Annotated in this window: 19 protein-coding genes; 13 read left to right on the top strand and 6 right to left on the bottom strand. The window is 59.9% G+C overall.

The window, feature by feature from the left end; translation table 11 throughout:
* Nucleotides 1-32 precede the first annotated feature (32 nt).
* Entirely contained in the window at nucleotides 33-1,208 is a 1,176-nt protein-coding gene (locus HB633_RS05540; RefSeq protein ID WP_213777095.1) for a M20 aminoacylase family protein, read from the top strand.
* Nucleotides 1,208-2,416 carry a diaminopropionate ammonia-lyase gene (locus HB633_RS05535; protein WP_213777094.1) on the top strand — a complete coding sequence of 403 codons (1,209 nt, stop codon included), beginning with the start codon at nucleotides 1,208-1,210 and terminating at the stop codon, nucleotides 2,414-2,416. The genes HB633_RS05540 and HB633_RS05535 overlap by 1 nt, the downstream gene beginning before the upstream one ends.
* Here HB633_RS05535 and HB633_RS05530 read toward each other — a convergent pair.
* Nucleotides 2,413-3,633, bottom strand: coding sequence for an NAD(P)/FAD-dependent oxidoreductase (locus tag HB633_RS05530; RefSeq protein WP_213777093.1), 1,221 nt, complete (start codon nucleotides 3,631-3,633; stop codon nucleotides 2,413-2,415). The two genes, HB633_RS05535 and HB633_RS05530, sit on opposite strands and share 4 nt — an antisense overlap.
* A 252-nt stretch (nucleotides 3,634-3,885) precedes the next feature.
* Between HB633_RS05530 and HB633_RS05525 the strand changes: the two genes are divergently transcribed.
* On the top strand, nucleotides 3,886-4,392 hold the full coding sequence (locus HB633_RS05525) for an Rrf2 family transcriptional regulator (protein WP_213777092.1): 507 nt from the start codon (nucleotides 3,886-3,888) through the stop codon (nucleotides 4,390-4,392).
* A gap of 27 nt (nucleotides 4,393-4,419) precedes the next feature.
* On the opposite strand, the gene HB633_RS05520 is transcribed toward HB633_RS05525, so the two are convergent.
* Nucleotides 4,420-5,361 (bottom strand): LysR family transcriptional regulator, encoded by a 942-nt coding sequence (locus HB633_RS05520; protein WP_213777091.1) that lies wholly within the window; start codon nucleotides 5,359-5,361, stop codon nucleotides 4,420-4,422.
* A 112-nt stretch (nucleotides 5,362-5,473) separates the two neighbouring features.
* Between HB633_RS05520 and HB633_RS05515 the strand changes: the two genes are divergently transcribed.
* The gene (locus HB633_RS05515; protein WP_213777090.1) at nucleotides 5,474-6,985 is read left to right on the top strand and encodes a CoA-acylating methylmalonate-semialdehyde dehydrogenase; all 1,512 of its coding nucleotides are present in this window, start codon (nucleotides 5,474-5,476) and stop codon (nucleotides 6,983-6,985) included.
* A 102-nt stretch (nucleotides 6,986-7,087) separates the two neighbouring features.
* Nucleotides 7,088-7,438, top strand: coding sequence for a DOPA 4,5-dioxygenase family protein (locus HB633_RS05510; RefSeq protein ID WP_213777089.1), 351 nt, complete (start codon nucleotides 7,088-7,090; stop codon nucleotides 7,436-7,438).
* Between the two features lie 7 nt (nucleotides 7,439-7,445).
* Here HB633_RS05510 and HB633_RS05505 read toward each other — a convergent pair whose 3' ends face one another.
* Nucleotides 7,446-8,360, bottom strand: a complete 915-nt coding sequence (locus HB633_RS05505) for an AraC family transcriptional regulator (protein WP_213777088.1) — start codon at nucleotides 8,358-8,360, stop codon at nucleotides 7,446-7,448.
* Nucleotides 8,361-8,532: 172 nt separating this feature from the next.
* On the opposite strand from HB633_RS05505, the gene HB633_RS05500 reads away from it, so the two are divergent.
* Nucleotides 8,533-9,918, top strand: coding sequence for an FAD-dependent oxidoreductase (locus HB633_RS05500; RefSeq protein WP_213777087.1), 1,386 nt, complete (start codon nucleotides 8,533-8,535; stop codon nucleotides 9,916-9,918).
* 1 nt (nucleotide 9,919) lies between these two features.
* Here the strand turns inward: HB633_RS05500 and HB633_RS05495 are convergent, their stop codons facing one another.
* Nucleotides 9,920-10,939, bottom strand: a complete 1,020-nt coding sequence (locus HB633_RS05495; protein ID WP_213777086.1) for a LacI family DNA-binding transcriptional regulator — start codon at nucleotides 10,937-10,939, stop codon at nucleotides 9,920-9,922.
* 281 nt (nucleotides 10,940-11,220) lie between these two features.
* Between HB633_RS05495 and ugpC the strand changes: the two genes are divergently transcribed.
* From ugpC to HB633_RS05465, 6 genes are all read left to right on the top strand, one after another.
* Nucleotides 11,221-12,363: a sn-glycerol-3-phosphate ABC transporter ATP-binding protein UgpC gene (ugpC, locus tag HB633_RS05490; RefSeq protein WP_213777085.1), complete on the top strand. Its 1,143-nt coding sequence runs from the start codon at nucleotides 11,221-11,223 to the stop codon at nucleotides 12,361-12,363.
* 11 nt (nucleotides 12,364-12,374) lie between these two features.
* Nucleotides 12,375-14,330 carry a beta-galactosidase gene (locus HB633_RS05485; protein ID WP_213777083.1) on the top strand — a complete coding sequence of 652 codons (1,956 nt, stop codon included), beginning with the start codon at nucleotides 12,375-12,377 and terminating at the stop codon, nucleotides 14,328-14,330.
* Nucleotides 14,331-14,373: 43 nt separating this feature from the next.
* Nucleotides 14,374-15,585, top strand: a complete 1,212-nt coding sequence (locus HB633_RS05480) for an ABC transporter substrate-binding protein (protein ID WP_255580774.1) — start codon at nucleotides 14,374-14,376, stop codon at nucleotides 15,583-15,585.
* 61 nt (nucleotides 15,586-15,646) lie between these two features.
* Nucleotides 15,647-16,555 carry a sugar ABC transporter permease gene (locus tag HB633_RS05475; protein WP_056366309.1) on the top strand — a complete coding sequence of 303 codons (909 nt, stop codon included), beginning with the start codon at nucleotides 15,647-15,649 and terminating at the stop codon, nucleotides 16,553-16,555.
* A 17-nt stretch (nucleotides 16,556-16,572) separates the two neighbouring features.
* Nucleotides 16,573-17,424: a carbohydrate ABC transporter permease gene (locus HB633_RS05470; protein WP_056366310.1), complete on the top strand. Its 852-nt coding sequence runs from the start codon at nucleotides 16,573-16,575 to the stop codon at nucleotides 17,422-17,424.
* Nucleotides 17,425-17,595: 171 nt separating this feature from the next.
* A complete protein-coding gene (locus tag HB633_RS05465; RefSeq protein ID WP_213777080.1) occupies nucleotides 17,596-18,120 on the top strand; it encodes a DUF6622 family protein in 525 nt (174 codons plus the stop codon).
* A 21-nt stretch (nucleotides 18,121-18,141) separates the two neighbouring features.
* Here the strand turns inward: HB633_RS05465 and HB633_RS05460 are convergent, their stop codons facing one another.
* Nucleotides 18,142-18,339: a hypothetical protein gene (locus HB633_RS05460; protein ID WP_213777079.1), complete on the bottom strand. Its 198-nt coding sequence runs from the start codon at nucleotides 18,337-18,339 to the stop codon at nucleotides 18,142-18,144.
* A 322-nt stretch (nucleotides 18,340-18,661) separates the two neighbouring features.
* Here HB633_RS05460 and HB633_RS05455 point away from each other — a divergent pair, with 322 nt between their 5' ends.
* On the top strand, nucleotides 18,662-18,955 hold the full coding sequence (locus HB633_RS05455) for a hypothetical protein (RefSeq protein ID WP_213777077.1): 294 nt from the start codon (nucleotides 18,662-18,664) through the stop codon (nucleotides 18,953-18,955).
* On the opposite strand, the gene HB633_RS05450 is transcribed toward HB633_RS05455, so the two are convergent.
* Nucleotides 18,949-20,445, bottom strand: a complete 1,497-nt coding sequence (locus HB633_RS05450; protein WP_213777076.1) for a lyase family protein — start codon at nucleotides 20,443-20,445, stop codon at nucleotides 18,949-18,951. The genes HB633_RS05455 and HB633_RS05450 overlap by 7 nt on opposite strands.
* Between the last annotated feature and the right edge of the window lie 9 nt (nucleotides 20,446-20,454).

The raw sequence follows: 20,454 nt of genomic DNA, 5'->3' as shown, positions 1-20,454 counted from the left end.
CTGGAGTCAGTACAACGCAGAGGAGACGCGCAATGGAATTCGAGCAGCAATTGACGCAGTGGCGGCACTGGTTTCATCGTGTGCCCGAAACGGGGTTCGAGGAACACAAGACCAGCGCATTCGCGGCTGATGTGCTGGAAGGTCTTGGGCTGGATGTGACGCGGGGTATCGGCGGGACGGGTTTTGTCGCGAATCTCGTTTGCGGCGATGGACCCGGGGTGATCGGCCTGCGCGCCGAAATGGACGCGCTGAATATCCACGAGCATGCCCCTGAGCGCAGCCATGCATCGGTGCATGCGGGGAAGTCGCATGCATGCGGGCACGATGGCCACATGAGCATGGTGCTAGGCGCCGCAAAGTTGCTATGCGACCGGCGCGATTTCAACGGCACGGTGCGCTTCATTTTCCAGCCGGCGGAAGAATACGGCAAAGGCGCAAAGGCGATGATTGCCGACAAGCTTTTCGAGCGTTTTCCTGTCGATGAAATCTACGGCGTGCATAACATTCCAGGTCTTCGCGCAGGCACGATTTCGACACGCGCCGACGGAATCATGGCGAGTGAAGATAACTTCGTTATCCGTATCAATGGACGCGGAGGACATGCGGCGCGGCCGCACATGACCATCGATCCGATTGTGATTGCGGCGGAAATAGTGCTGGCGTTGCAGACGGTTGTATCGAGAAGCGTGGAGCCGGGTGTGCCCGCAGTCGTATCGTGCACCGAGCTTTTCACCGACGGCATACGCAACGCAATCCCCGGTGAGGTCGTGATCAAGGGCGATACACGCAGCTATGCGCCAGCGGTTCAGCAACTGCTCGAACAGCGCATGCGCGTCTTGTGCGAAGGCATAAGCGCCGCGCACGGCGCGCAATGCACGTTCGAATACACGCACGAGTTCGTACCGACGGTCAACACGCCTTCCTGCGTAGCGACCGCGGTTGCGGCGGCGACGGCTGTGGTGGGCGCAGATAACGTGGACGGCAACGTCGCCCCGATGATGATCTCCGAAGACTTCGGCGCATTCCTCGAAGTGGTGCCGGGCAACTTTGCGTTCATAGGCAATGGCGCCAATGGCGAAGCTGGCGCGACCCCGCTTCACAACGGCAGGTACGACTTCAACGACGCCATCTTGTCCATAGGCGCGCGCTATTTCGCGGAGATCGTGCGCTTGAAATTACCAGTTGAAGAAATCCAGAGGAAAGTTTGATGCTTCACATTAACGTCAATGCGCGACGCGGCAATTACGATGATTCGCTTCGCCAGATTCTCAACATCCACGCCGCCGATGAAAGTCGCGCGTGGTTATCGGTGTGGGATGGTTTGAACGCTGGATCCACGCCGCTTTGGAACTTGCCGGACCTTGCTTCAAAACTTGGAGTGGCATCGATTCGCATGAAGGACGAAGGTCACCGTTCGCCTCTGGGCAGCTTCAAGGCGCTGGGTGCGCCGATCGCGTTGATACGGTTGATTCGAAGGCTCTTCGAGGACCACGACCTCGACACAACGAAGATGATCCTTGGAGGTTACAAGGCCTTGTTGCATGACTTCACCGTCATCAGCGCAACCGATGGCAATCATGGTCGCGCGTTGGCGGCGGCTGCGCGCAGTATCGGCTGCCGGTGTGTGATCGTCTTGCACAAGCATGTGAACGATGAACGCCGGATCGCCATTGAAGCGCTCGGCGCGGAGATCGTGCAGATCGAGGGCAACTATGACGAGTCTGTGAAGGAGGCCGCGCGGCTTGCGAGGGAACACGTGTGGCACGTCGTCTCCGATACCTCTTATGACGGCTATGAAGCAATTCCGCGTGATGTGATGCAAGGCTACGGGACGATTGCCGCGGAAGCGCTTGAGCAAAGCGATGGCCGCCCCTACACGCATGTGTTCATTCAAGGCGGCGTGGGTGGTCTGGCTGCAGGCGTGATCAGTTATTTCGCCGAGCATGATGGCGAGCGGCGGCCGCGCTTCGTGATCGTGGAACCTGTACAGGCGGATTGCCTTTATCAAAGCGCGCTGCAAGGAGCGGCGGCCAACGCGAGAGGTTCTGTCGATTCGATCATGGCCGGGCTGGCATGCGGAGAGACGTCGCCCTTGGCCTGGCGCTTTTTGAACGTCCTCGCCGATGCGTACATGACCATCCCGGACGAAGCCGCTATCGAAGCAATGCGGATTCTTGCGGCCGGTTCTACGCGTGATATTCCTGTCGTTTCGGGTGAGTCCGGAGCGGCGGGTCTTGCCGGATTGATGCAAGCTGCGAGCAACGCGGAACAACGCAGCGCGCTTGAACTCGACGAACAAGCGCATGTGCTGTTGCTGAATACTGAGGGGGCTACGGCGCCGGCTTTGTACCGGGACTTGACGGCGCTGCGCGCAGAGGACGTGCTCCGCGCGCAACGCATGTGGGAAAAGCCTTAGGCTACGACGGTGACGTTAGGATCGGCGGCCTCGAATGCGGCTTTGCGATCCGCCGCCGGCGGATAGATCCACTCGGTGCAGATCTGGCGCTTCAACGCCTTCGCTTCATCGCCGACCAGCTTGATCTGCCTGTCCCATCCTTCAGTGAAGACCGCGCCCCACGATCCGAGGTCGAGGCAAGTCACATAAACAGGCTGACGATACGGCAAAATCTCGCCACCGATCATATCGGCGGCCACGTTATGTCCGGCGAAGCGGCCCATGTTCATTGCGTGCTGGCATGACATGAGCGCGTGATTGCCGGCGTCATCGGTGGCCGCAAACGCGACGTCGCCAGCGGCGAATACATCGTTCAATCCGAGCACGCGCAAGTTCGCGTCGACATGCAGACGCCCGAGCGAGTCGCGCTCGGCGTTGAACTGTTTCGTCAGCGAGTTGGCGCGCATGCCCGCTGTCCATATCACCGTCTTTGCATCGATGCGCTCACCGTTCGACGTAACGATCCCATCCTTATCGATACTCTTCACCGCAACGTTCAGACGCACTTCGACGCCGAGTTCAGTCAACGCTTGCTCGATAACTGGTCGCGGCCCGCTTCCAAGATCCGGCCCCACGGCATTGGCTTGCTCGATCACGATCACCTTGACCGCGGTGTTCGCGCCAATAAACGAACGCAGGCGCTCGGGCAGTTCTGTGGCTATTTCAATGCCGGTGAATCCCGCGCCCACCACGACGACCGTATTACGCGAGGGTGTGTCCGGTTGATCGGCGAGGCCGCGGAGATGTGCTTCGAGAAGCGCAGCGTCATCGATCTGATCGATGCTGAAAGCCGCCGTGTCCAGGCCCGGAACACGCGGGCGAAACAGCGCGCTGCCGCTGGCGAGCACGAGCTTGTCGTATTGCACGGTGAACATGTTGCCGTCAGCGTCCACTGCTTCGACTACATGATCCGCTGCCTTGATGTCGCGCACGCTGCCTTCGATAAAACGAATCCCGGTTGCATTGAAGAGCGGCAGCAAGGGCGCTTTCAGGCCAAGCGGATTGATTTCGTGAAGACGCGGGCGTACGTGCAGCTGCGGTTCGGGTGCGATCAGCGCGACTTCGATTGATTCGCCTTGGATGTTTGCGCCGTCTATCAGGCGAGCTGCGCCGAGCGCACTCCACATGCCGGCGAAGCCGGCGCCAACTACCAGAATTCTCTTGGGACTATGAGTCATTTGCACGTTCCATTCGTTAATCGGTTGTCGCTTTAATCTGCTGCGATAACTACGACTGTACAAGTCGTAGATAGAATGTGCAAGTGCGCAGATGTCGCATCCCGGTTCGAATCCGAAAGGCAGCTATATGGAACGATGGCTCTCGGAAATCGCAAAAAAAACACAATTTCCGATGATGAAAAGACGAGCGTTGCCTGACATCGCCGAAACGCCTAGAATGCTGAAACTAGGATCAAATGTGTCGGAGTAGGAATGAGTCACATCAGCTCAGGCGTCGAATACGCGCTGCATTGCCTGCTATACCTGACGGACGCGCCGGCTGGCGTCAGCGAGGCGAGCGTGCGGGATCTGGCGGAATTGCAGGGACTATCGGTGGATTACGTCGCCAAGCTCTTCACCAAGCTTCACAAGGCTGGCTTGACCGTTGCCACCGAGGGCGCGCGCGGAGGATTCACGCTCGCGCGTCCGGCGGAACGTATTACCGTCCTTGACGTGGTGCAGGCTGTCGACGGCCCTAAGCCGTTGTTCGATTGCCGCGAGATTCGCGCCCGTTGCGCAATTTTCGGCGATACCGCGCCGAAGTGGGCGACAAGCGGCACGTGCTCTATTCACGCGGTCATGATCGAAGCCGAGAAGCGCATGCAGGAAGTGCTTGAGGCGCAGACGCTGGCGGGACTCGCGGCGCGCACGGTGGCGAAAGCACCGCGCACGTATCACGCCGAGATCGTCAAATGGATCGACAAGCGCGCGGCGAGCTAGAAAGCGCGGAGTTCGCGAACGCAGACGTTAATCCGAAAATCCGTTCTCGAACGTCTTGCGCAGGTACGAGACAAATGCTGTTACCGCACGCGGCACATGTGACGCATATGGACGAACCACATAAAGCTGTTCCGCGAAAACGCCCGTAGGTTGCCATTCGGGCAACAGCCGCACGAGCTGGCCCGCACGCAGCGCGGCCTGCGCGCTGAAATCAGGAACCAGCGCAATGCCTAGGTCGTCGAGGGCAGCATCGCGCAGAGTTTCACTATTGTTCGCCGAGAACGGCCCGCTGATCGGCACGGTGATGCGCCCCGCAGCCGACTTGCGCCCGGTCGTGCGCTCGAAGGTCCACGCAGGCGCTTCCTGCGCGCGCGGGTAGAAAAGGCAATCGTGCGCGGCAAGTTCTTGCGGTGTTGAAGGCGTCCCGCGTCGCTTCAAGTAAGCGCGCGTCGCCACGATCACGGAGCGCGTCTTGCAAAGCGTCCAGGCAACATGCGTTTCGGGCGCGACGGCGCTATGCCGAATCGCGAGATCGAAACCTTCGCTCGCGAGCGAACTGATGCGGTCCGATACTTCCAGTTGCACGCGCACCTCAGGGTTTGCCCTTAGAAATGCCGATAAATGCGGCACAAGCTGCTGCCGAGCAAACGCGACTGGCGCCGTCACGCGCAATTCGCCGCGCGCAATCCCCGCCGAATCGCGCACACCCGCAAAGCTTTCTGCAATGCCCTCGTACTGCCCGCGCGTTTGATCGACAAGACGTTGTCCCGCCTCCGTCAGCCGCACGCTGCGCGTGGTGCGCTGCACCAGCGATACACCCGCAGCGCGCTCCAGTTCGACTATTCTCTGACTCATGGCCGCCTTGCTTACGCCGAGCCGCGTGGCTGCGCGCGTGTAGCTGCCTTGCTGAGCGAGGATTGTCAGCCAATACAGGTGGGTCCAGAGAGACTCGACTCGTTGCGTTTCCATATACCCATTGTTCGCCATAGAAAACAATCATTTCAATCATAGCGCCTTTGCAGGTGCCTCCGGGGTTCTTACACTCAACAGACTTTCCTTCAATCAAATCAGGTGCCTCATCATGCAAAGCTTCAGCGATCGCGCGGACGTCGGCCATTTCATTCAGGGACGTCGCGTACCCGGCACGGGCACGCGTACCCAGCCGATCTTCAACCCGGCGACCGGCGCCGAAGCGCGCACGCTGCATCTGGGCGATGTTGCCGATGTCGATGCCGCCGTCGTCAGTGCGAAGAAAGCGTTTGCCGGCTGGAGCGAAACGCCGCCGATCCGCCGTGCACGCGTGATGCTGCGTTTCCTCGAATTGATGAACAAGCATCGCGATGAACTCGCCGCGATCATCACGGCCGAGCACGGCAAGGTATTCAGCGATGCACAAGGCGAGGTGTCGCGCGGTATCGATGTGATCGAGTTTGCTTGCGGCATTCCGCAACTGCTGAAGGGCGATTTCACGGAGCAGGTGTCGACAGGTATCGATAACTGGACCACGCGTCAGGCGCTTGGCGTGGTCGCCGGCATCACGCCGTTCAACTTCCCGTGCATGGTGCCGTGCTGGATGTTCCCGGTCGCGATCGCGGCGGGCAATTGCTTCATATTGAAGCCGAGCGAACGCGACCCGTCGGCGTCGCTTTTCATGGCTGGGTTGCTGCAGGAAGCCGGCTTGCCGGATGGCGTGTTCAGCGTCGTGCAGGGCGACAAGGTCGTGGTCGACGCGCTGCTCGTGCATCCCGATGTGAAGGCCATCAGCTTCGTCGGTTCCACGCCGATCGCGAATTACATCTATCAGACCGGCGCGCAACACGGCAAGCGCGTGCAGGCGCTCGGCGGCGCAAAGAATCATATGGTCGTGATGCCCGACGCCGATCTGGATCAGGCTATCGACGCATTGGTTGGCGCGGGTTATGGGTCGGCCGGCGAGCGTTGCATGGCCATCTCGGTCGCGGTGCTCGTGGGCGATGTCGCGGACAAACTGATTCCGCGGCTTGCCGAGCGCGCGCGAACGCTGATCGTGAAGAACGGCATGGAAGCCGATGCCGAGATGGGCCCGATCGTGACGCGTCAGGCGCTGGAACGTATTGAAGGGTATATCGCGCTGGGCGTGGAAGAGGGCGCTTCGCTCGTTGTCGACGGACGTGGTTTCAAGGTGCCCGGGCACGAGGAAGGCTTCTTCACCGGCGGTACGCTGTTCGATAACGTGACGCCTGAAATGCGCATCTACAAGGAAGAAATCTTTGGCCCGGTGCTGGCTTGCGTGCGGGTCAAGGACTTTACCGAAGCCGTCGATTTGATCAACGCGCACGAGTTTGGCAACGGCGTGGCCTGCTATACGCGCGATGGCCACGTTGCACGCGAGTTTGGGCGGCGCATCGAAGTCGGGATGGTCGGGATCAATGTACCGATTCCGGTGCCGATGGCCTGGCATGGTTTTGGTGGCTGGAAGCGTAGCCTTTTCGGCGATATGCACGCTTATGGCGAGGAAGGCGTGCGGTTCTATACGCGTCAGAAATCGATCATGCAGCGGTGGCCGGAAAGCACGGAGAAGGGCGCCGAGTTCGCGATGCCTACGAGCAAGTAAATTCGTTGGCGCTTGGGCAACCCCAAGCGCCCATGACTTGTTTTGGCTACACTCAGGAATCGCCCCGTCGCGGCAATCAGCCTTCCTGAGTGCATGCCAACCATGAATTCACCCGCCGTTTCCCCTGTCAAATCGTGGCACGCCCACGTCTACTTCAGCGCATCTACCCGCGACGCCGCATGGCAACTTCGCGAGGAAATCGGTAGCCGCTTCAGCGACATCCTCCAACTCGGGCGCTTCCACGAAAAACCCGTCGGTCCGCATCCGCAATGGTCGTATCAGCTCGCTTTCGAACCTGCGCAATTTGCCGTTATCGTGGAATGGCTCACGCTTAATCACGGTTCCCTCGATGTCTTCCTCCATCCCAATACCGGCGATGCCCTTCGCGATCATCGTGATGCGGCCGTCTGGATCGGACACTCGCACGAGCTGGTGCTCAGCAGCTTGATGTAATCGCTAGTCAGCCGCGCGCTTGCCTATATGCACCCGGACCCACGCCATACGTATCCCTGAACTTCTTGCTGAACGCCGATTCCGATTGGTATCCCACGTCGTTGGCTATTTCAGCAATGCTCTTCGTCGTTCGCATCAGCAAGGTACCCGCAAGTTGCATGCGGATGCGCGTTAGCAGGATCATCGGCGAGTCGTCGGTCAGCGCGCCGAACGCTCGCGCGTAGGTCGCGCGCGACATCGCCGATTGCTGCGCCAGCATTTCGATCGTCCACTTCTCGGCAGGGCGCTCCAGCATTGCAATGACCGACGACCCCAGGCGCGGATGGGCAAGCAACGCCAGCACATCGGCCTTCGACGGCTGTTGCGCCAAATGCGCGCGCAACAGCATAGTGAAAAGCGCAGTCGATAACGCCGATATGATCGAGTGCGCGCCCGGTTCAGCTTCGGCCGATTCGCGCCGCATCATGCCGACCATGCGCGTCAGATCAGGCACGTCATCGCGCGCGAACGACATCTTCACGACGTCAGGCAAGACATCGATAAGCAACGCGTTCGGGGCGTAAGTGAATCTTCCGCATAGCAAATCAAGGCTCGCCGCATTCGGTCCACAGTTCGTGCGTACGGTGACCGCGCCGTTGTACTGGCTTTCCATCGCGCGCGGCACGGATTGATCCGACGATTCCTCACCTTGCAGCACATGCGCGTCCCCGCGCGGCAGCATCACGATATCGCCAGTTTCCAGCCTTACATCTTCCTGTCCGCGAAACTTGAGCAGACAAGTTCCTTCGAGCACGACGTGATACACGGCCTCGCTCGGGGGCGCCGGCGGATGGTCGAGCGCCCACTCGCCGCTCAAGAGGCAACGCAAATCAAGCGCGCCTTGCAGGCGTGACAACTGGATCAGCCGGTCGAGTGCATCCATACATTTCGCAAGTTGAGAGCAACGGCGTCACGATCTTACCAGCGCATGTCCAAAGCTCATGAGACGCGCGAGCAGTGAATCGAGCCGATACGACATAGGCATTTCACGTCCCCGGGTCTACATTTCAGTCACGGCACGGGCACGGCCCGCATCCAACTTCAAAGGAGCTGAAATGTCTACAGTCGAAAAGTTCGAGTACGTATTTCTGGGCGGCGGAAAAGGCGGAAAGACCCTCGCGATGGAACTCGCGAAAGCAGGCAAGCGCGTGGCCGTAGTGGAAGAAGGCATGATCGGCGGGTCGTGTATCAACATTGCGTGTATCCCGAGCAAGGCGCTGATTCAAAGCGCACGAATCATGCACGCGGTTCAATCAGCAGACATCCTGCAAGGCGGCGCGCATGACAACAAAGTGGATATGACGAAAGTGCATCGCCGGGTACGTGAAGTGGTGGACGGCATGGTCGATATCAACGCAAAAGCGTTCGCCGCATCGGGCTTCGACCTGATCCTCGGTTCAGGACGTTTCGTGGCGCCGCGCCGCATTCAGGTGGCAATGAACGATGGGCAGGAACGGGTGGTGGAAGGCGATCATGTGTTCATCAACACGGGCACGTACGCAGCGGTTCCCGATGTCCCCGGTCTGCGCGATGCGAACCCGATGACGCACGTCGAAGCGCTTGCGCTCGACACCTTGCCGGAACATTTGATCGTGATCGGCGGTGGTTATATCGGGCTGGAAATGGCGCAAGCGTTTCGCCGGCTTGGCAGCAAGGTGACGGTCGTTCAGGAAGCGCCGCGCGTTGCAGTGCGCGAAGATGCGGACGTAACCGATGCCATTGAATCCGCATTCGCAAAAGAAGGAATCGATGTGCGTGTTTCCGTGAAGACGCTGCGCGTGAGCGGTCGCTCGGGTGAATCCGTAACGTTGGATCTCAACGATGGTTCGAGCCTCAACGGTACGCATATTCTCGTCGCGACGGGACGCGTGCCGCGCACGGCGAACATCGGGCTGGATGTTGCGGGCGTCGAACTCGATGCCCGTGGTTTCATCAAGGTCGACGAGCGTCTTGCGACCTCCGCGCCGAATACCTGGGCGATCGGCGAGGTGGCCGGTACGCCGATGTTCACGCATGCATCGTTCGATGACTATCGCGTGCAGAAATCGCAGCTCGCCGGCGGCACGCTGACCACGCGCGACCGCGTAATTCCGTACGCATTGTTCATCGAACCGGAACTGGCGCGTGTCGGCCTCAATGAAACCGATGCACAACGCCAAGGCATTGCCGTACGTGTCGCGAAGTTGCCGATGACCGGCGTCCCGCGCGCTCGCACGACGGGCGATACACACGGCTTCATGAAGGCGATTGTCGCGGCGGATTCGGACCGCATTCTCGGCTTCACGATGTTCGGCTCGAACGCTGGCGAAGTCGTGGCAGTGGTGCAAATGGCGATGCTCGGCAAGCTTCCGTACACCGCGTTGAGGGACGCGATCCTCGCGCATCCGACCATCGCGGAAGGGTTGAATCTGTTGTTTGCAAAGGTGCCGGAACGCGCGTAAATCAACCGCGCACGCGCCCCGTCGATGCGCGTTGCACCAGCACCGGCTGGGGCGCAACGCGCATTGGCGCTTCCGCGTCGCGGCCGCCGTTTTCGATCAGCGCTTCGAGCAGCTCGACGGCCATTGCGGCGGCGGCATCGGTAGGCACGGCAATCGTCGATAAACCCGGCCGCGATTCCCGGGCGAGCTGAATATCGGTGATGCCGATCACCGAAAGGTCTTGCGGAATGCGCATGCCGCGATCGGCCGCCGCGTGCATTGCGCCCAGTGCCGGCAGGTCGTTGGTCGCGAAAATGGCCGTGAGGTCCGGGCGGGCGCTCAGCAATTCGGATGCAGCTTCGTAGCCGCGTTGTACTTCATCACGCGTAAAGCGCACGTCGTGCTCCAGATGAGCAACGCCGGCCGCTTGCAATGTGTGGCAAAAGCCTTCGTAACGGGCCGCCTGTACTCCGTCGCGCTTGCTCCCGACGATCGCACCTATCCGCGTATGTCCGAGGTCCAGCAAATGCTGCGCGGCGAGCGTCCCCGCTGCAAAAAAATCGACGGCCACGCACGGCAATCCCGGCGATACATCCGGCCGTTCCCACATGCACAGCACGATCGGCGTGCCGCGCGCGAGGGTCTTTTCGAGGTCTTCGAAGTCGAGCCGCGCGTTCATCACAAGTACGCCTTCCGATAACGTCCCCGCAATCTGATCGAGATACGCACGCGCGATCACGGGATCTTCGTTGGTGTTGCAGACGATCAGGAAGCGGCCATTCTTGCGCGCCGCGCGCTCGGCGGCGAGCGCGAACTCGGGATAAAACGGATTCGCGATGCTCGACACCATCAGCGCGAGCGTCGGCGCGCTGCCTTCGGCGAGTGCGCGAGCAGTCAGGTGCGGCCGATACCCAAGCGCGTCCACCGCTTCGAGCACACGCTGCCGCGTCGCTTCGCCAACCTTGCCGCGTTTCCTCAGCACGTTGGAAACGGTGGCGGGCGTAACGCCCGCGCGCGCGGCGACTTCGGCCAATGTGGTCATCGAATCTCTGTGGGAAGGGTTAACGCGGTCCGGAACGTCGCCTAAGGTCTGCGATCACGCTGCCATGTGCAAGTATCGCTGCTTGTTCTCATATTTTGGGATGGCTTCCCGGCATTTGTGTAAATCTGCGGAGACGGCTAGATTTGCATCCAAGGCAATTCAAAAACACAAGACGGAGACAGCCAGACGAAGCGATCCTTTCGGTGGATCGTTTTTTCACCGGCAGAAGGTTAAGCGCTTAACCTTCGTTTGTCTCCTCGGTAAAACACGGAGACGTCGGCATGGCGAGCATCTCTTTACGATCAGTTCAGAAAGCGTACGGCGACCACGCGCCGGTGATTCGCGACGTCGATCTGGAAATCGGCGCGCACGAGTTTTGTGTGTTCCTCGGTCCATCGGGTTGCGGAAAATCCACGCTTTTGCGCATGATCGCCGGTCTTGAAGACATCACCGACGGCGATCTGTATATCGACGGAAAACTCGTGAACGAAGTACCCGCCGCCCAACGCGGCGTGGCGATGGTGTTCCAGAGCTACGCGCTCTTTCCGCACATGACCGTCTACCAGAACATGGCGTTCGGGTTGACGCTGGCGAAGACGCCGAAAGATGTCATCGATCAAAAGGTCAGGGAAGCCGCCCGCGTTCTGCAGCTCGAAGCCTTGCTCGAAAGAAGGCCGAAGGAGTTGTCCGGCGGACAACGCCAGCGGGTTGCAATCGGACGGGCGATCGTGCGCAGCCCGAGCGTGTTCCTCTTCGACGAACCGCTCTCCAATCTCGACGCCACGCTGCGCGGACAAACGCGCGTCGAGATCGCGCGCCTGCACAAGCAATTCGATAAAGCCAGCGTCGTCTACGTGACCCACGACCAGATCGAAGCCATGACGCTTGCGGACAAGATCGTGTTGCTGCACGCCGGCGCCGATACCGCCAAGTACGGCAGCATCGCGCAAGTCGGCGCGCCGCTCGAGTTGTATCACCGGCCGAAGAGCCGCTTCGTGGCCGGGTTTATCGGCTCACCGCGGATGAATTTCCTGCCCGCGCGCGTGATATCCGCCAATGTCGAAGACGTGTTGATATCACTCGATGGCACCAACGAACAACTCGAAGTTCAAGCAAACGGCGATGCGTTGACGCCGAATCAAATCGTGACGCTCGGCATTCGCCCCGAGCACCTCGAACCGATCGCAAGCAACGCGTCACAACAGCAAATCACGCGCACGGTGTCGCTTGTCGAGCAACTCGGCGAGCACAGCTATCTGCACCTGGAACAACCCGGCGGCGCGGTTCTCATCGCCAAGGCGCCGGGCGACAGGACGCCGAAACAAGGCGAAAGCGTCGCGTTCAACGTGCCGCCCGCTTCCTGTCATCTCTTCACCGAAGACGGTTTCGCCGTCACGTCGGCCGCCATTCCTCACTTTGCGTAGGAGCGCTTCGTATGCGTCTTGGAGTCTGTTATTACCCGGAACACTGGTCGGAATCGATGTGGGAAGACGATGCGGCGCGCATGAAGGCGCTTGGCATCGACCGCGTCCGGATTGCGGAATTCGCGTGGAGCCGGATTGAACCGTCGCCGGGTGAATATCAGTGGGACTGGCTCGATCGCGCGATCGACACGCTTGGCCGCGCTGGCCTCAAAGTCGTCATGTGCACGCCGACCGCGACGCCGCCAAAGTGGCTGATCGATCGTCATCCGGACATCTTGCCCATCGGCGCGGACGGCCGTCCGCGCGCGTTCGGTTCCCGCCGTCATTACGATTTTTCGTCGCCTTCATACTTCGAGGCATCGCAGAAAATCTGTACGGCGGTTGCCGAACGATACGGCAAACATCCCGCCGTCGCGTTTTGGCAAACGGACAACGAGTTCGGCTGCCACAACACGGTGGTGAGTTATTCGCCGGCTGCATTGCAGCGCTTTCGGGCGTGGCTCAAGCAGCGCTATAAAAGCATCGATTCGCTCAACACCGCGTGGGGCACGGTTTTCTGGAGCATGGAATATCGCAGTTTCGACGAGATCGACCTGCCGGTCGCGACCGTGACGGAGGCGCATCCGTCGCATCGGCTGGATTTCCGCCGTTTCTCTTCCGACGAAGTCGTGCGCTTTAATCGCATGCAGACCGACATCATCCGCGCGCATTCGCCGGAGCGTCCAGTCGCGCACAACTTCATGCAGCTTTTCACCGAATTCGATCACTACAAGGTTGCGGCAGACCTGGATATTGCGACATGGGATAGCTATCCGCTCGGCGCGCTCGAAGAGCAATGGTTCGATCCGTCCATCAAGGCAAAGTGGCTGCGTACAGGGCATCCGGACTTTGCATCGTTTAATCACGATGTGTATCGCGGCATGTCGAAGCTGCCGTTCTGGGTCATGGAGCAGCAGCCCGGACCCGTGAACTGGGCGCATTGGAATCCCGCGCCGCTGCCGGGCATGGTGAAGCTCTGGAGTTGGGAAGCGTTCGCGCATGGCGCGGGATGCGTTTCGTATTTCCGCTGGCGGCAGGCGCCGTTCGCGCAGGAGCAAATGCATGCAGGTTTGAATACGCCCGATAACCAGCTCGATCTGGGCGGCAAGGAAGCGTCGCTGGTGGCAAAGGAGATCGATCGGGTCGTGCTGGAAGACGGCGAGTTGCCTGTTGCCACGAAAGTTGCACTCGTCTGGGACTATGAAGCCAAGTGGCTGTTCGAGATTCATCCGCAAGGCGTCGACTTTCACTATCCGCGTTTCGCGTTCGAGTACTACAGCGCCTTGCGCAGCCTCGGGCTCGACGTCGACATCGTTCCGGTGGACGCGCCACTGGACAAGTACAAGCTCATTGTGGTGCCGCCGCTGCCCGTCGTGCCGGATGACTTTGCCGCGAGGCTTGCCGCAAGCGGCGCGCAAGTCGTGCTCGGACCACGCACGGGATCGAAAACGCAAAACCTGACCATTCCTGAAACGTTGCCGCCAGGCGCGGAACTCGCCCAGTTGATCCCAATGCGCGTCTGGCGCGTTGAATCGATGCGTCCCAACGTGACCGAGAAGGTCGGGCAACGCGGCGAAGGCCGTCACTGGCGTGACCTGATTGAAGCGGGCGAGGGCGTGCAGATCGAAAGCAACTTCGCCGATGGTCATCCCGCCATCCTGCGTCACGGATCGATCCGCTACCTCGCAAGTCTCTTCGACGACGCCCTGACGCAAGCCATCTTTCGAGAATCCGCAAAAGCTGCAGGGCTCGACGCAGAACCGTTGCCCGAAGGCATACGTATCAGCCGGCGCGGCCCGCTGACTTACGTCTTCAACTACAACGCGACGGTCCACAGAATCACTGATGCAGCCAGTTTCATAGTCGGGCAGGAGGATGTAGAACCGCAAGGCGTCGCGATTTACAAAGCAAACAACACTCATCGATGAGGAGACAATTATGAAAATTTCGATTCGACATGGCTTGACCGGCATGGCGTTAGCCGTCGCGTTGACGACAGCAAGCCTTGCGCAAGCGGGCACGCTGACGGTGAACATCGCGTTCAAGGGTGCTAGCCAGCGCACGGTCTGGCAGCAGACCTTCGATGCATTCAAAAAAGCGCATCCGGATATCGACGTGAAGGTTTCGTTCGTCGATGAAGAAGCGTACAAGGTCCAGCTTCCCGGCTGGCTCTCGACCGTCGCGCCGGATATCGTGAACTGGCACAACGGCGAGCGCATGGCGTACTACGCGAAACGCGGCCTGTTCGAAGACCTGACACCCGACTGGAAGAAGAACAACTGGGATTCCATGTACGCGTCGACGAAAGAATCGTCCACGTACAACGGCAAACAGTACGCCGCGCCGACCGTGTACTACTCGTGGGGCATGTTCTACAGGAAGGACCTGTTCCAGAAGGCCGGTATCACCGCCGAGCCGAAGACATGGCCTGAATTCCTCGATGCCTGCAAGAAGCTTCAGGCCGCGGGCATTGCGCCGGTCGCGGTTGCCGGCCGCGATGCGTGGACGCTTGCCGGATGGTTCGATTACCTCGACTTGCGCATCAACGGCAACGCGTTCCACCAGAAGCTCATGGCAGGCGATGTGCCTTATACCGATCCGCGCGTGAAGAAGGTCTACACCGCATGGAAGGAACTGATCGACAGCAAGGTCTTTATCGACAACTCGCTTTCCTACGATCTCGACGCCGTGCAGCCGTTCCTGTTCCAGGGCAAGGCCGCAATGATGCTGATGGGCACCTTCATTACCGCCGGCTTCCCGCAGAACATCAAGCCGCAGATGGGCTACTTCCAGTTCCCGATCATCGACAGCAACGTGCCGACCGCCGAAGATGGTCCGGTGGAGTCGCTGCATATTCCGTCGAAGGCGAAGAACAAGGCGGACGCACATACGTTCCTGGCTTTCGTGGAAACGCCTGAGATCAGCGCGCAGCTTGCGAAGGGTCTTGGATCGTTGCCGGCGAACAGCAAGGCGCCTGAGCCGGAAGATCCCATCTCGAAGATCGGCTTCCAGATCCTGTCGCAGACGAAGGGCGGTATCGCGCAGTTCTATGATCGCGACATGACCAAGGAAATGGCCGATGAAGGCATGAAGGGCATGCAGCAGTTCGTCTCCGATCCGACCAAACTGGATGCGATCCTGGCGCAACTCGAAGCCACGCGTAAGCGCATTTACAAGAAGTAACGCGGGACGGTGTCCCTTCGCGCGAAGGGACGCTCTTTTTTGAAGGACCAGGGAGCACCGTATGTCTGAAACACTCAGCGTTGCAGAGCTCAAGCCGAAGCGGCGCAAGCGGATGTCTGCGACCGCCCGGCAACAGCGGCTGGCCGCGTTCCTGTTCCTGGCGCCTGCTTGCATCATGGTCGCGATCTACGTGATCTGGCCGATCATTTCCAGCGTCACGCTCAGTTTCTACAACTGGGACGGGATGACGGAGAAGACCTTCGCGGGCTTCGATAACTACATCGAATTGTTTCAGGCCCCGACGTTTTATACCGCGCTCAAGAACAACGTACTCTGGCTGATCCTGTTCCTGCTCGCACCGCCGATGGGCCTCGCCGTCGCGCTGTACCTGAATCAGGCGGTGCGCGGCATACGCGTGGTGAAGTCGCTGTTCTTTGCGCCGTTCGTGTTGTCGGGCGTTGTGGTCGGCCTGATGTTCAGCTGGTTCTACGACCCGACCTTCGGCTTGCTGAAGGTGATTCTCGGCCATGGCGTCCCCGTACTCGGCGACGCACGATACGTCACCTTCGGCATCATCTTCGCCGCGCTCTGGCCGCAGACCGCCTACTGCATGATTCTGTACCTCACGGGGCTGACATCGCTGAATTCGGAGCAGATCGAGGCCGCGCGCATGGAAGGCGCGAAGGGCTGGACAATGTTGTGGCATGTGATCCTGCCGCAACTGCGCCCGACCACGTTCATGGCGATCGTGGTGACCATCATCGGCGCGTTGCGCAGTTTCGATTTGATCTCCGTGATGAGCGGAGGCGGTCCGTACGAAAGTTCGACCGTGCTCGCCTATTACATGTACGACCAGGCGATCAAGTACTACCGCATTGGTTATTCGGCCGCGATTGCCGTCGTGCTGTTCGCCATCATGATGGTGTACATCGTTTATCACTTGCGCAGAATGCTGCGGACCGAACGTTAAGAAGTCAGGAGCGCACTATGTTTCCGATGCCCGTCGCCAAATGGAAGCCCGTCAACCGGGCGCTTTACAAGCTGTCGCTGCCGGTCGCGCTGGTCATCTGGCTGTTGCCGTTGATCGCGGTGATGGTCACCTCCATTCGTTCCTCCGATGAACTCGTCGAAGGCAATTACTGGGGCTGGCCACGGCACTTTTCGCTGATCGCGAATTACAGCGATGCACTGACCACGTCGCCCATGCTTCACTACTTGTGGAACAGCGTGCTGATCACGGTGCCGGCGGTGATTGGATCGATTGTGCTTGCATCGATGGCCGGCTTCGCGCTGGCCATCTACAACTTTCGCGGCAACACGGCGTTGTTCGCAACGTTCGTGGCGGGCAACTTCGTGCCGATCCAGATCCTGATGATTCCCGTGCGCGATCTGTCATTGCAGCTTGGCATCTTCAACACGGTCGGCGCGCTGATCCTGTTTCATATCTCGTTCCAGACCGGTTTTTGCGCGCTTTTCCTGCGCAACTTCATCAAGCAGTTGCCGTTCGAATTGGTCGAGGCGGCGCGCATTGAAGGCGCGAACGAGTGGACGGTCTTCTTCCGGATCGTGCTGCCGCTGATTCGTCCGGCGTTGGCGGCGCTCGCCATCCTCGTCTTCACGTTTGTCTGGAACGATTACTTCTGGGCCCTGTGTCTCACGCAAGGCGATGAAGCCGCGCCCATCACGGTCGGCGTGGCCGCGCTCAAGGGCCAATGGGTGACAGCGTGGAACCTGGTGTCAGCGGGGTCGATTCTGGCCGCGCTGCCTTCAGTGCTGATGTTCTTCGCGATGCAACGGCATTTCGTGGCCGGCCTGACCTTCGGGGCAACGAAAGGCTGACGCTTTTCACGCCGCCGCCAGTATTCGCCGCCGGCTTTTGCCGGCGGTTCTGCATAGGAATGGATTCACCGGTTTTCATTAATTTTTACGATGGAAAGATGTGTTGACGAAGATCTCCCTGAACGTCAAAATATTTCCACTGTAAAGATTAATTGATTCAAGGAGATGGCCATGTCGATCGAAGCAATTCTGCGCGGCACGCCGATATGGGTCTGGTTCTTGTTGGCCTATCTGCTTTCGCGCGGTTTCAAGGCGATGCAAGGCGGAACCGCGCCCCTCGGCAAACTCGCGATCGTGCCGGCCGTGTTCACTGCCTGGGGTTTGCTGCATCTGGTGAAAGAACCGGCCGCCGGGTGGAATACCGGGCTAGCCTGGGTCGTCGGCGCGGCGCTCGGAATCGGGACTGGCGTTTTGCTTGCCCGCCGCTCGGGGCTGACGGTGGATCGTGTGCAGAAGACGGTGACACTGCCGGGGTCTATCGTGCCGCTTGCGCTGATCTTGCTGACTTTTGCATCGAAATTCTGGCTTGGCGTCGAACTGGCGATCACACATGCCGGAACAGATGCGCTTTATGTGGTGCTCGATGGCCTGGTGTCAGGCCTCGTGGCCGGGATCTTTGCGGGACGTTTTCTGGTTTATTGCCTGGCGTTTCGGCCGGCATCGGCAACGGCGGAGTCGATGGGTAAGCGCATTTGAGCAGGAGCAAACGCGCCGGTTTCAGTCGGCTTTGCGCCGTACCGGAACCGGAAGTCCATGCTTTGACGGCACGCTCGCGCCCGTGCCGGTGAAGATTGCCTGGGCCGCCGACGCGCGGTTCAGCTCTTCCGACGCTGAATTCGGCAACGCAATCGAGATGAAGAAAACCGCCAGCATGGCAATCAGTATGGATGCCAGCCATGTAGTGACGTGAATCATGGGTTTTCTCCGGGATCAGGTTCAGGCGCTCCGAGACATCTAGCAATGAGCGGGCCGCGACGACATCTTCAGATTAGACCGGCCCGGCGCTTTGCGCAGCCCTACTTACGCGGGGACTGGAAGCAGGGTGCCGCAGCGGGCGGGGCGCCGCCCGAATCCCTGTGAAATCGGCCGCGCACGGCCTATAACTGAAGGTACAGGGCGGACCGATCGCCTCATGCCTGTCCGGCCCTGCCACGTGTTTGCAAAGCACGTACAGAAAAGTGGCGAGCCGCTCATAGAAAGCTTACGGGTGACACGCCGGGTTTCGAGGAGTATCGAAATGAAAACCCGTTTCTTGTTTGTGGGTGGCGCGCTGCTGGTTGCAATGGCGGGAAGCGCGATTGCGCAGGAAAGTCAGCAGGAGATGCAGTCACAAGCGCAGTCACAAGCGCAGCTTCAAGTCCGTCCGAGCGGACAAGCCGGCGTCGTGCACGACGCCAACACATCGGCGCAGGCCACGTCCGATACTTCGTATGGCGGCGCGGCCGATACACGCAGCGCCACGAGCAACATGTCGCGCCCGCGGCAATGCGTCGGCGGTTCAGTGCAATGCGATGTTTTCTTCGGTCACTGACCTGACACTTTGCTAAAGTCGGTATCGAGTCGTGCGAGCGAACTTGAAATGTGCGCGCGATGGTCCTTGATCCATTTGTCCTGATCGGCCACGCGTCTGTTCGCTTCGTTTAGCATCCGCGCCATCTCGGCCGGTTGTGGGCCGCCCGTTGTCGCGCGGTTGTTGACGATCGCGACCGGGTTCAGCGTCGAGCGGAATTCGGCTTCATTCATCGGCAGATCGCCCGCGTAGGGCGTGCCGGCGACCGTCTGCGTGTAAATGCGCTGCGCGTCGGCGTAAGGAAAGTCGAGCGGCTTGATGTCCTTTTGCCGCGCAAATTCCACCATGTTCGATGCGAAATGGTGCCCGACACGGAATGGCAACTTGTATTTGCGCATGAGTACATCGGCGACTTCCTGCGATGCGGTCCAGTCGCTGTTGAGTTCTTCGAGCGCGCGTTCCGGGTTGATCACGAGCGAGTTCATCACTTCGTTCCAGCCCTTCAACGCGGCAATGCCGCTTTCGATCATTTCCGTGTTGGCTTTCACATCCTTCGGGTCGCTCATGCCGGGCGGCAGGTTGTGCGCCTGCATGACAACGCCTTCGGCCTGCGATATCGCGGTCGATGCATCCGTGCGCGTGCGGATCAATAATCCCGGATTGCGCTTTTGCGGCATCGCGCTCGATACATACGTGTTCGCGCCGCCTTCCTGCAACAGGATCCACGGGCGCGATTCGGCGTATTGCGTCATCACGTCCTGGATGAAACTGCCGGTATGCAACCCGACGCTCGTGACGATAGCGCCAGCTTCCACGGGTTCATCGACAGAGGAAATTTGCGATGCGTCGTATGCGTTATCGACGATTGCGTTGAAGCCGAGATACTTCGCCATGCGTTCGCGATCGAGCGGCCAGCTTGTGCCATTAAGCACTGTTGTGCCCATCGATGAACGGTCCACGCGCTGGTATGCCTCGCGGATTCGCTGTGCATCGCGATCGAGGCCCGCAACGTAGCCGAGCAAGTAGTGACCGTAACTGTTGGGCTGCGCCGCCACGCCGTTCGTGTAATTCGGCACGACGGTGGCTTTGTATTTATCGGCGAGACGCACGATGGTCGCGGTCGTCTGGTTGAGCTGATCGGCGAGGTCGAGCAGATCGTCACGCAGAACGGCGGAGCGGTACGTGGCGTGCATGTCCTGGCTCGAACGCCCGGCGTGCAGCAACGTGATGTCTTCGCCGGCGGCTTTGATCAAAAGCGGCTCGAACGTGATCACCGTCTTCGGACGTTTGGCGCCCGGCTGGTTTCCATCCGCGATGACTTTGGCTACCCCTGCCGCCAGACGAGGCGCCATGGATTTGTCGAGCAGGCCTTCGTCCGTATTGATGACAACGGTCGCCTTGTTGATTTCGCCGAGCCAGAAGAACTCATCGTGGGACGGGTTTTGTTGCGCAAACGCCGGCGATGCGCAAAGCAGAGCGGTCGCGGGCAACGCCCAGCCAGGCAGTCTCATGATAGGAAT

It is taken from the genome of Caballeronia sp. dw_276, from assembly GCF_018449635.1.
GTDB lineage: Bacteria > Pseudomonadota > Gammaproteobacteria > Burkholderiales > Burkholderiaceae > Caballeronia.
The sequence above is the reverse complement of the archived record's forward strand: the minus strand, read 5'-3'. Positions and strand labels throughout refer to the sequence as shown.

Excerpts from the sequence above, each read along its gene's own strand:
- HB633_RS05515 (WP_213777090.1), top strand. The coding sequence starts at position 5,474 with ATGCAAAGCTTCAGCGATCGCGCGGACGTCGGCCATTTCATTCAGGGA.
- HB633_RS05495 (WP_213777086.1), bottom strand. The coding sequence starts at position 10,939 with ATGACCACATTGGCCGAAGTCGCCGCGCGCGCGGGCGTTACGCCCGCC.
- HB633_RS05480 (WP_255580774.1), top strand. The coding sequence starts at position 14,374 with ATGGCGTTAGCCGTCGCGTTGACGACAGCAAGCCTTGCGCAAGCGGGC.
- HB633_RS05485 (WP_213777083.1), top strand. The coding sequence starts at position 12,375 with ATGCGTCTTGGAGTCTGTTATTACCCGGAACACTGGTCGGAATCGATG.
- HB633_RS05455 (WP_213777077.1), top strand. The coding sequence starts at position 18,662 with ATGAAAACCCGTTTCTTGTTTGTGGGTGGCGCGCTGCTGGTTGCAATG.
- HB633_RS05465 (WP_213777080.1), top strand. The coding sequence starts at position 17,596 with ATGTCGATCGAAGCAATTCTGCGCGGCACGCCGATATGGGTCTGGTTC.
- HB633_RS05530 (WP_213777093.1), bottom strand. The coding sequence starts at position 3,633 with ATGACTCATAGTCCCAAGAGAATTCTGGTAGTTGGCGCCGGCTTCGCC.
- HB633_RS05475 (WP_056366309.1), top strand. The coding sequence starts at position 15,647 with ATGTCTGAAACACTCAGCGTTGCAGAGCTCAAGCCGAAGCGGCGCAAG.
- HB633_RS05540 (WP_213777095.1), top strand. The coding sequence starts at position 33 with ATGGAATTCGAGCAGCAATTGACGCAGTGGCGGCACTGGTTTCATCGT.
- HB633_RS05520 (WP_213777091.1), bottom strand. The coding sequence starts at position 5,361 with ATGGAAACGCAACGAGTCGAGTCTCTCTGGACCCACCTGTATTGGCTG.
- HB633_RS05450 (WP_213777076.1), bottom strand. The coding sequence starts at position 20,445 with ATGAGACTGCCTGGCTGGGCGTTGCCCGCGACCGCTCTGCTTTGCGCA.
- HB633_RS05470 (WP_056366310.1), top strand. The coding sequence starts at position 16,573 with ATGTTTCCGATGCCCGTCGCCAAATGGAAGCCCGTCAACCGGGCGCTT.
- HB633_RS05505 (WP_213777088.1), bottom strand. The coding sequence starts at position 8,360 with ATGGATGCACTCGACCGGCTGATCCAGTTGTCACGCCTGCAAGGCGCG.
- HB633_RS05510 (WP_213777089.1), top strand. The coding sequence starts at position 7,088 with ATGAATTCACCCGCCGTTTCCCCTGTCAAATCGTGGCACGCCCACGTC.
- HB633_RS05535 (WP_213777094.1), top strand. The coding sequence starts at position 1,208 with ATGCTTCACATTAACGTCAATGCGCGACGCGGCAATTACGATGATTCG.
- HB633_RS05525 (WP_213777092.1), top strand. The coding sequence starts at position 3,886 with ATGAGTCACATCAGCTCAGGCGTCGAATACGCGCTGCATTGCCTGCTA.
- ugpC (WP_213777085.1), top strand. The coding sequence starts at position 11,221 with ATGGCGAGCATCTCTTTACGATCAGTTCAGAAAGCGTACGGCGACCAC.
- HB633_RS05460 (WP_213777079.1), bottom strand. The coding sequence starts at position 18,339 with ATGATTCACGTCACTACATGGCTGGCATCCATACTGATTGCCATGCTG.
- HB633_RS05500 (WP_213777087.1), top strand. The coding sequence starts at position 8,533 with ATGTCTACAGTCGAAAAGTTCGAGTACGTATTTCTGGGCGGCGGAAAA.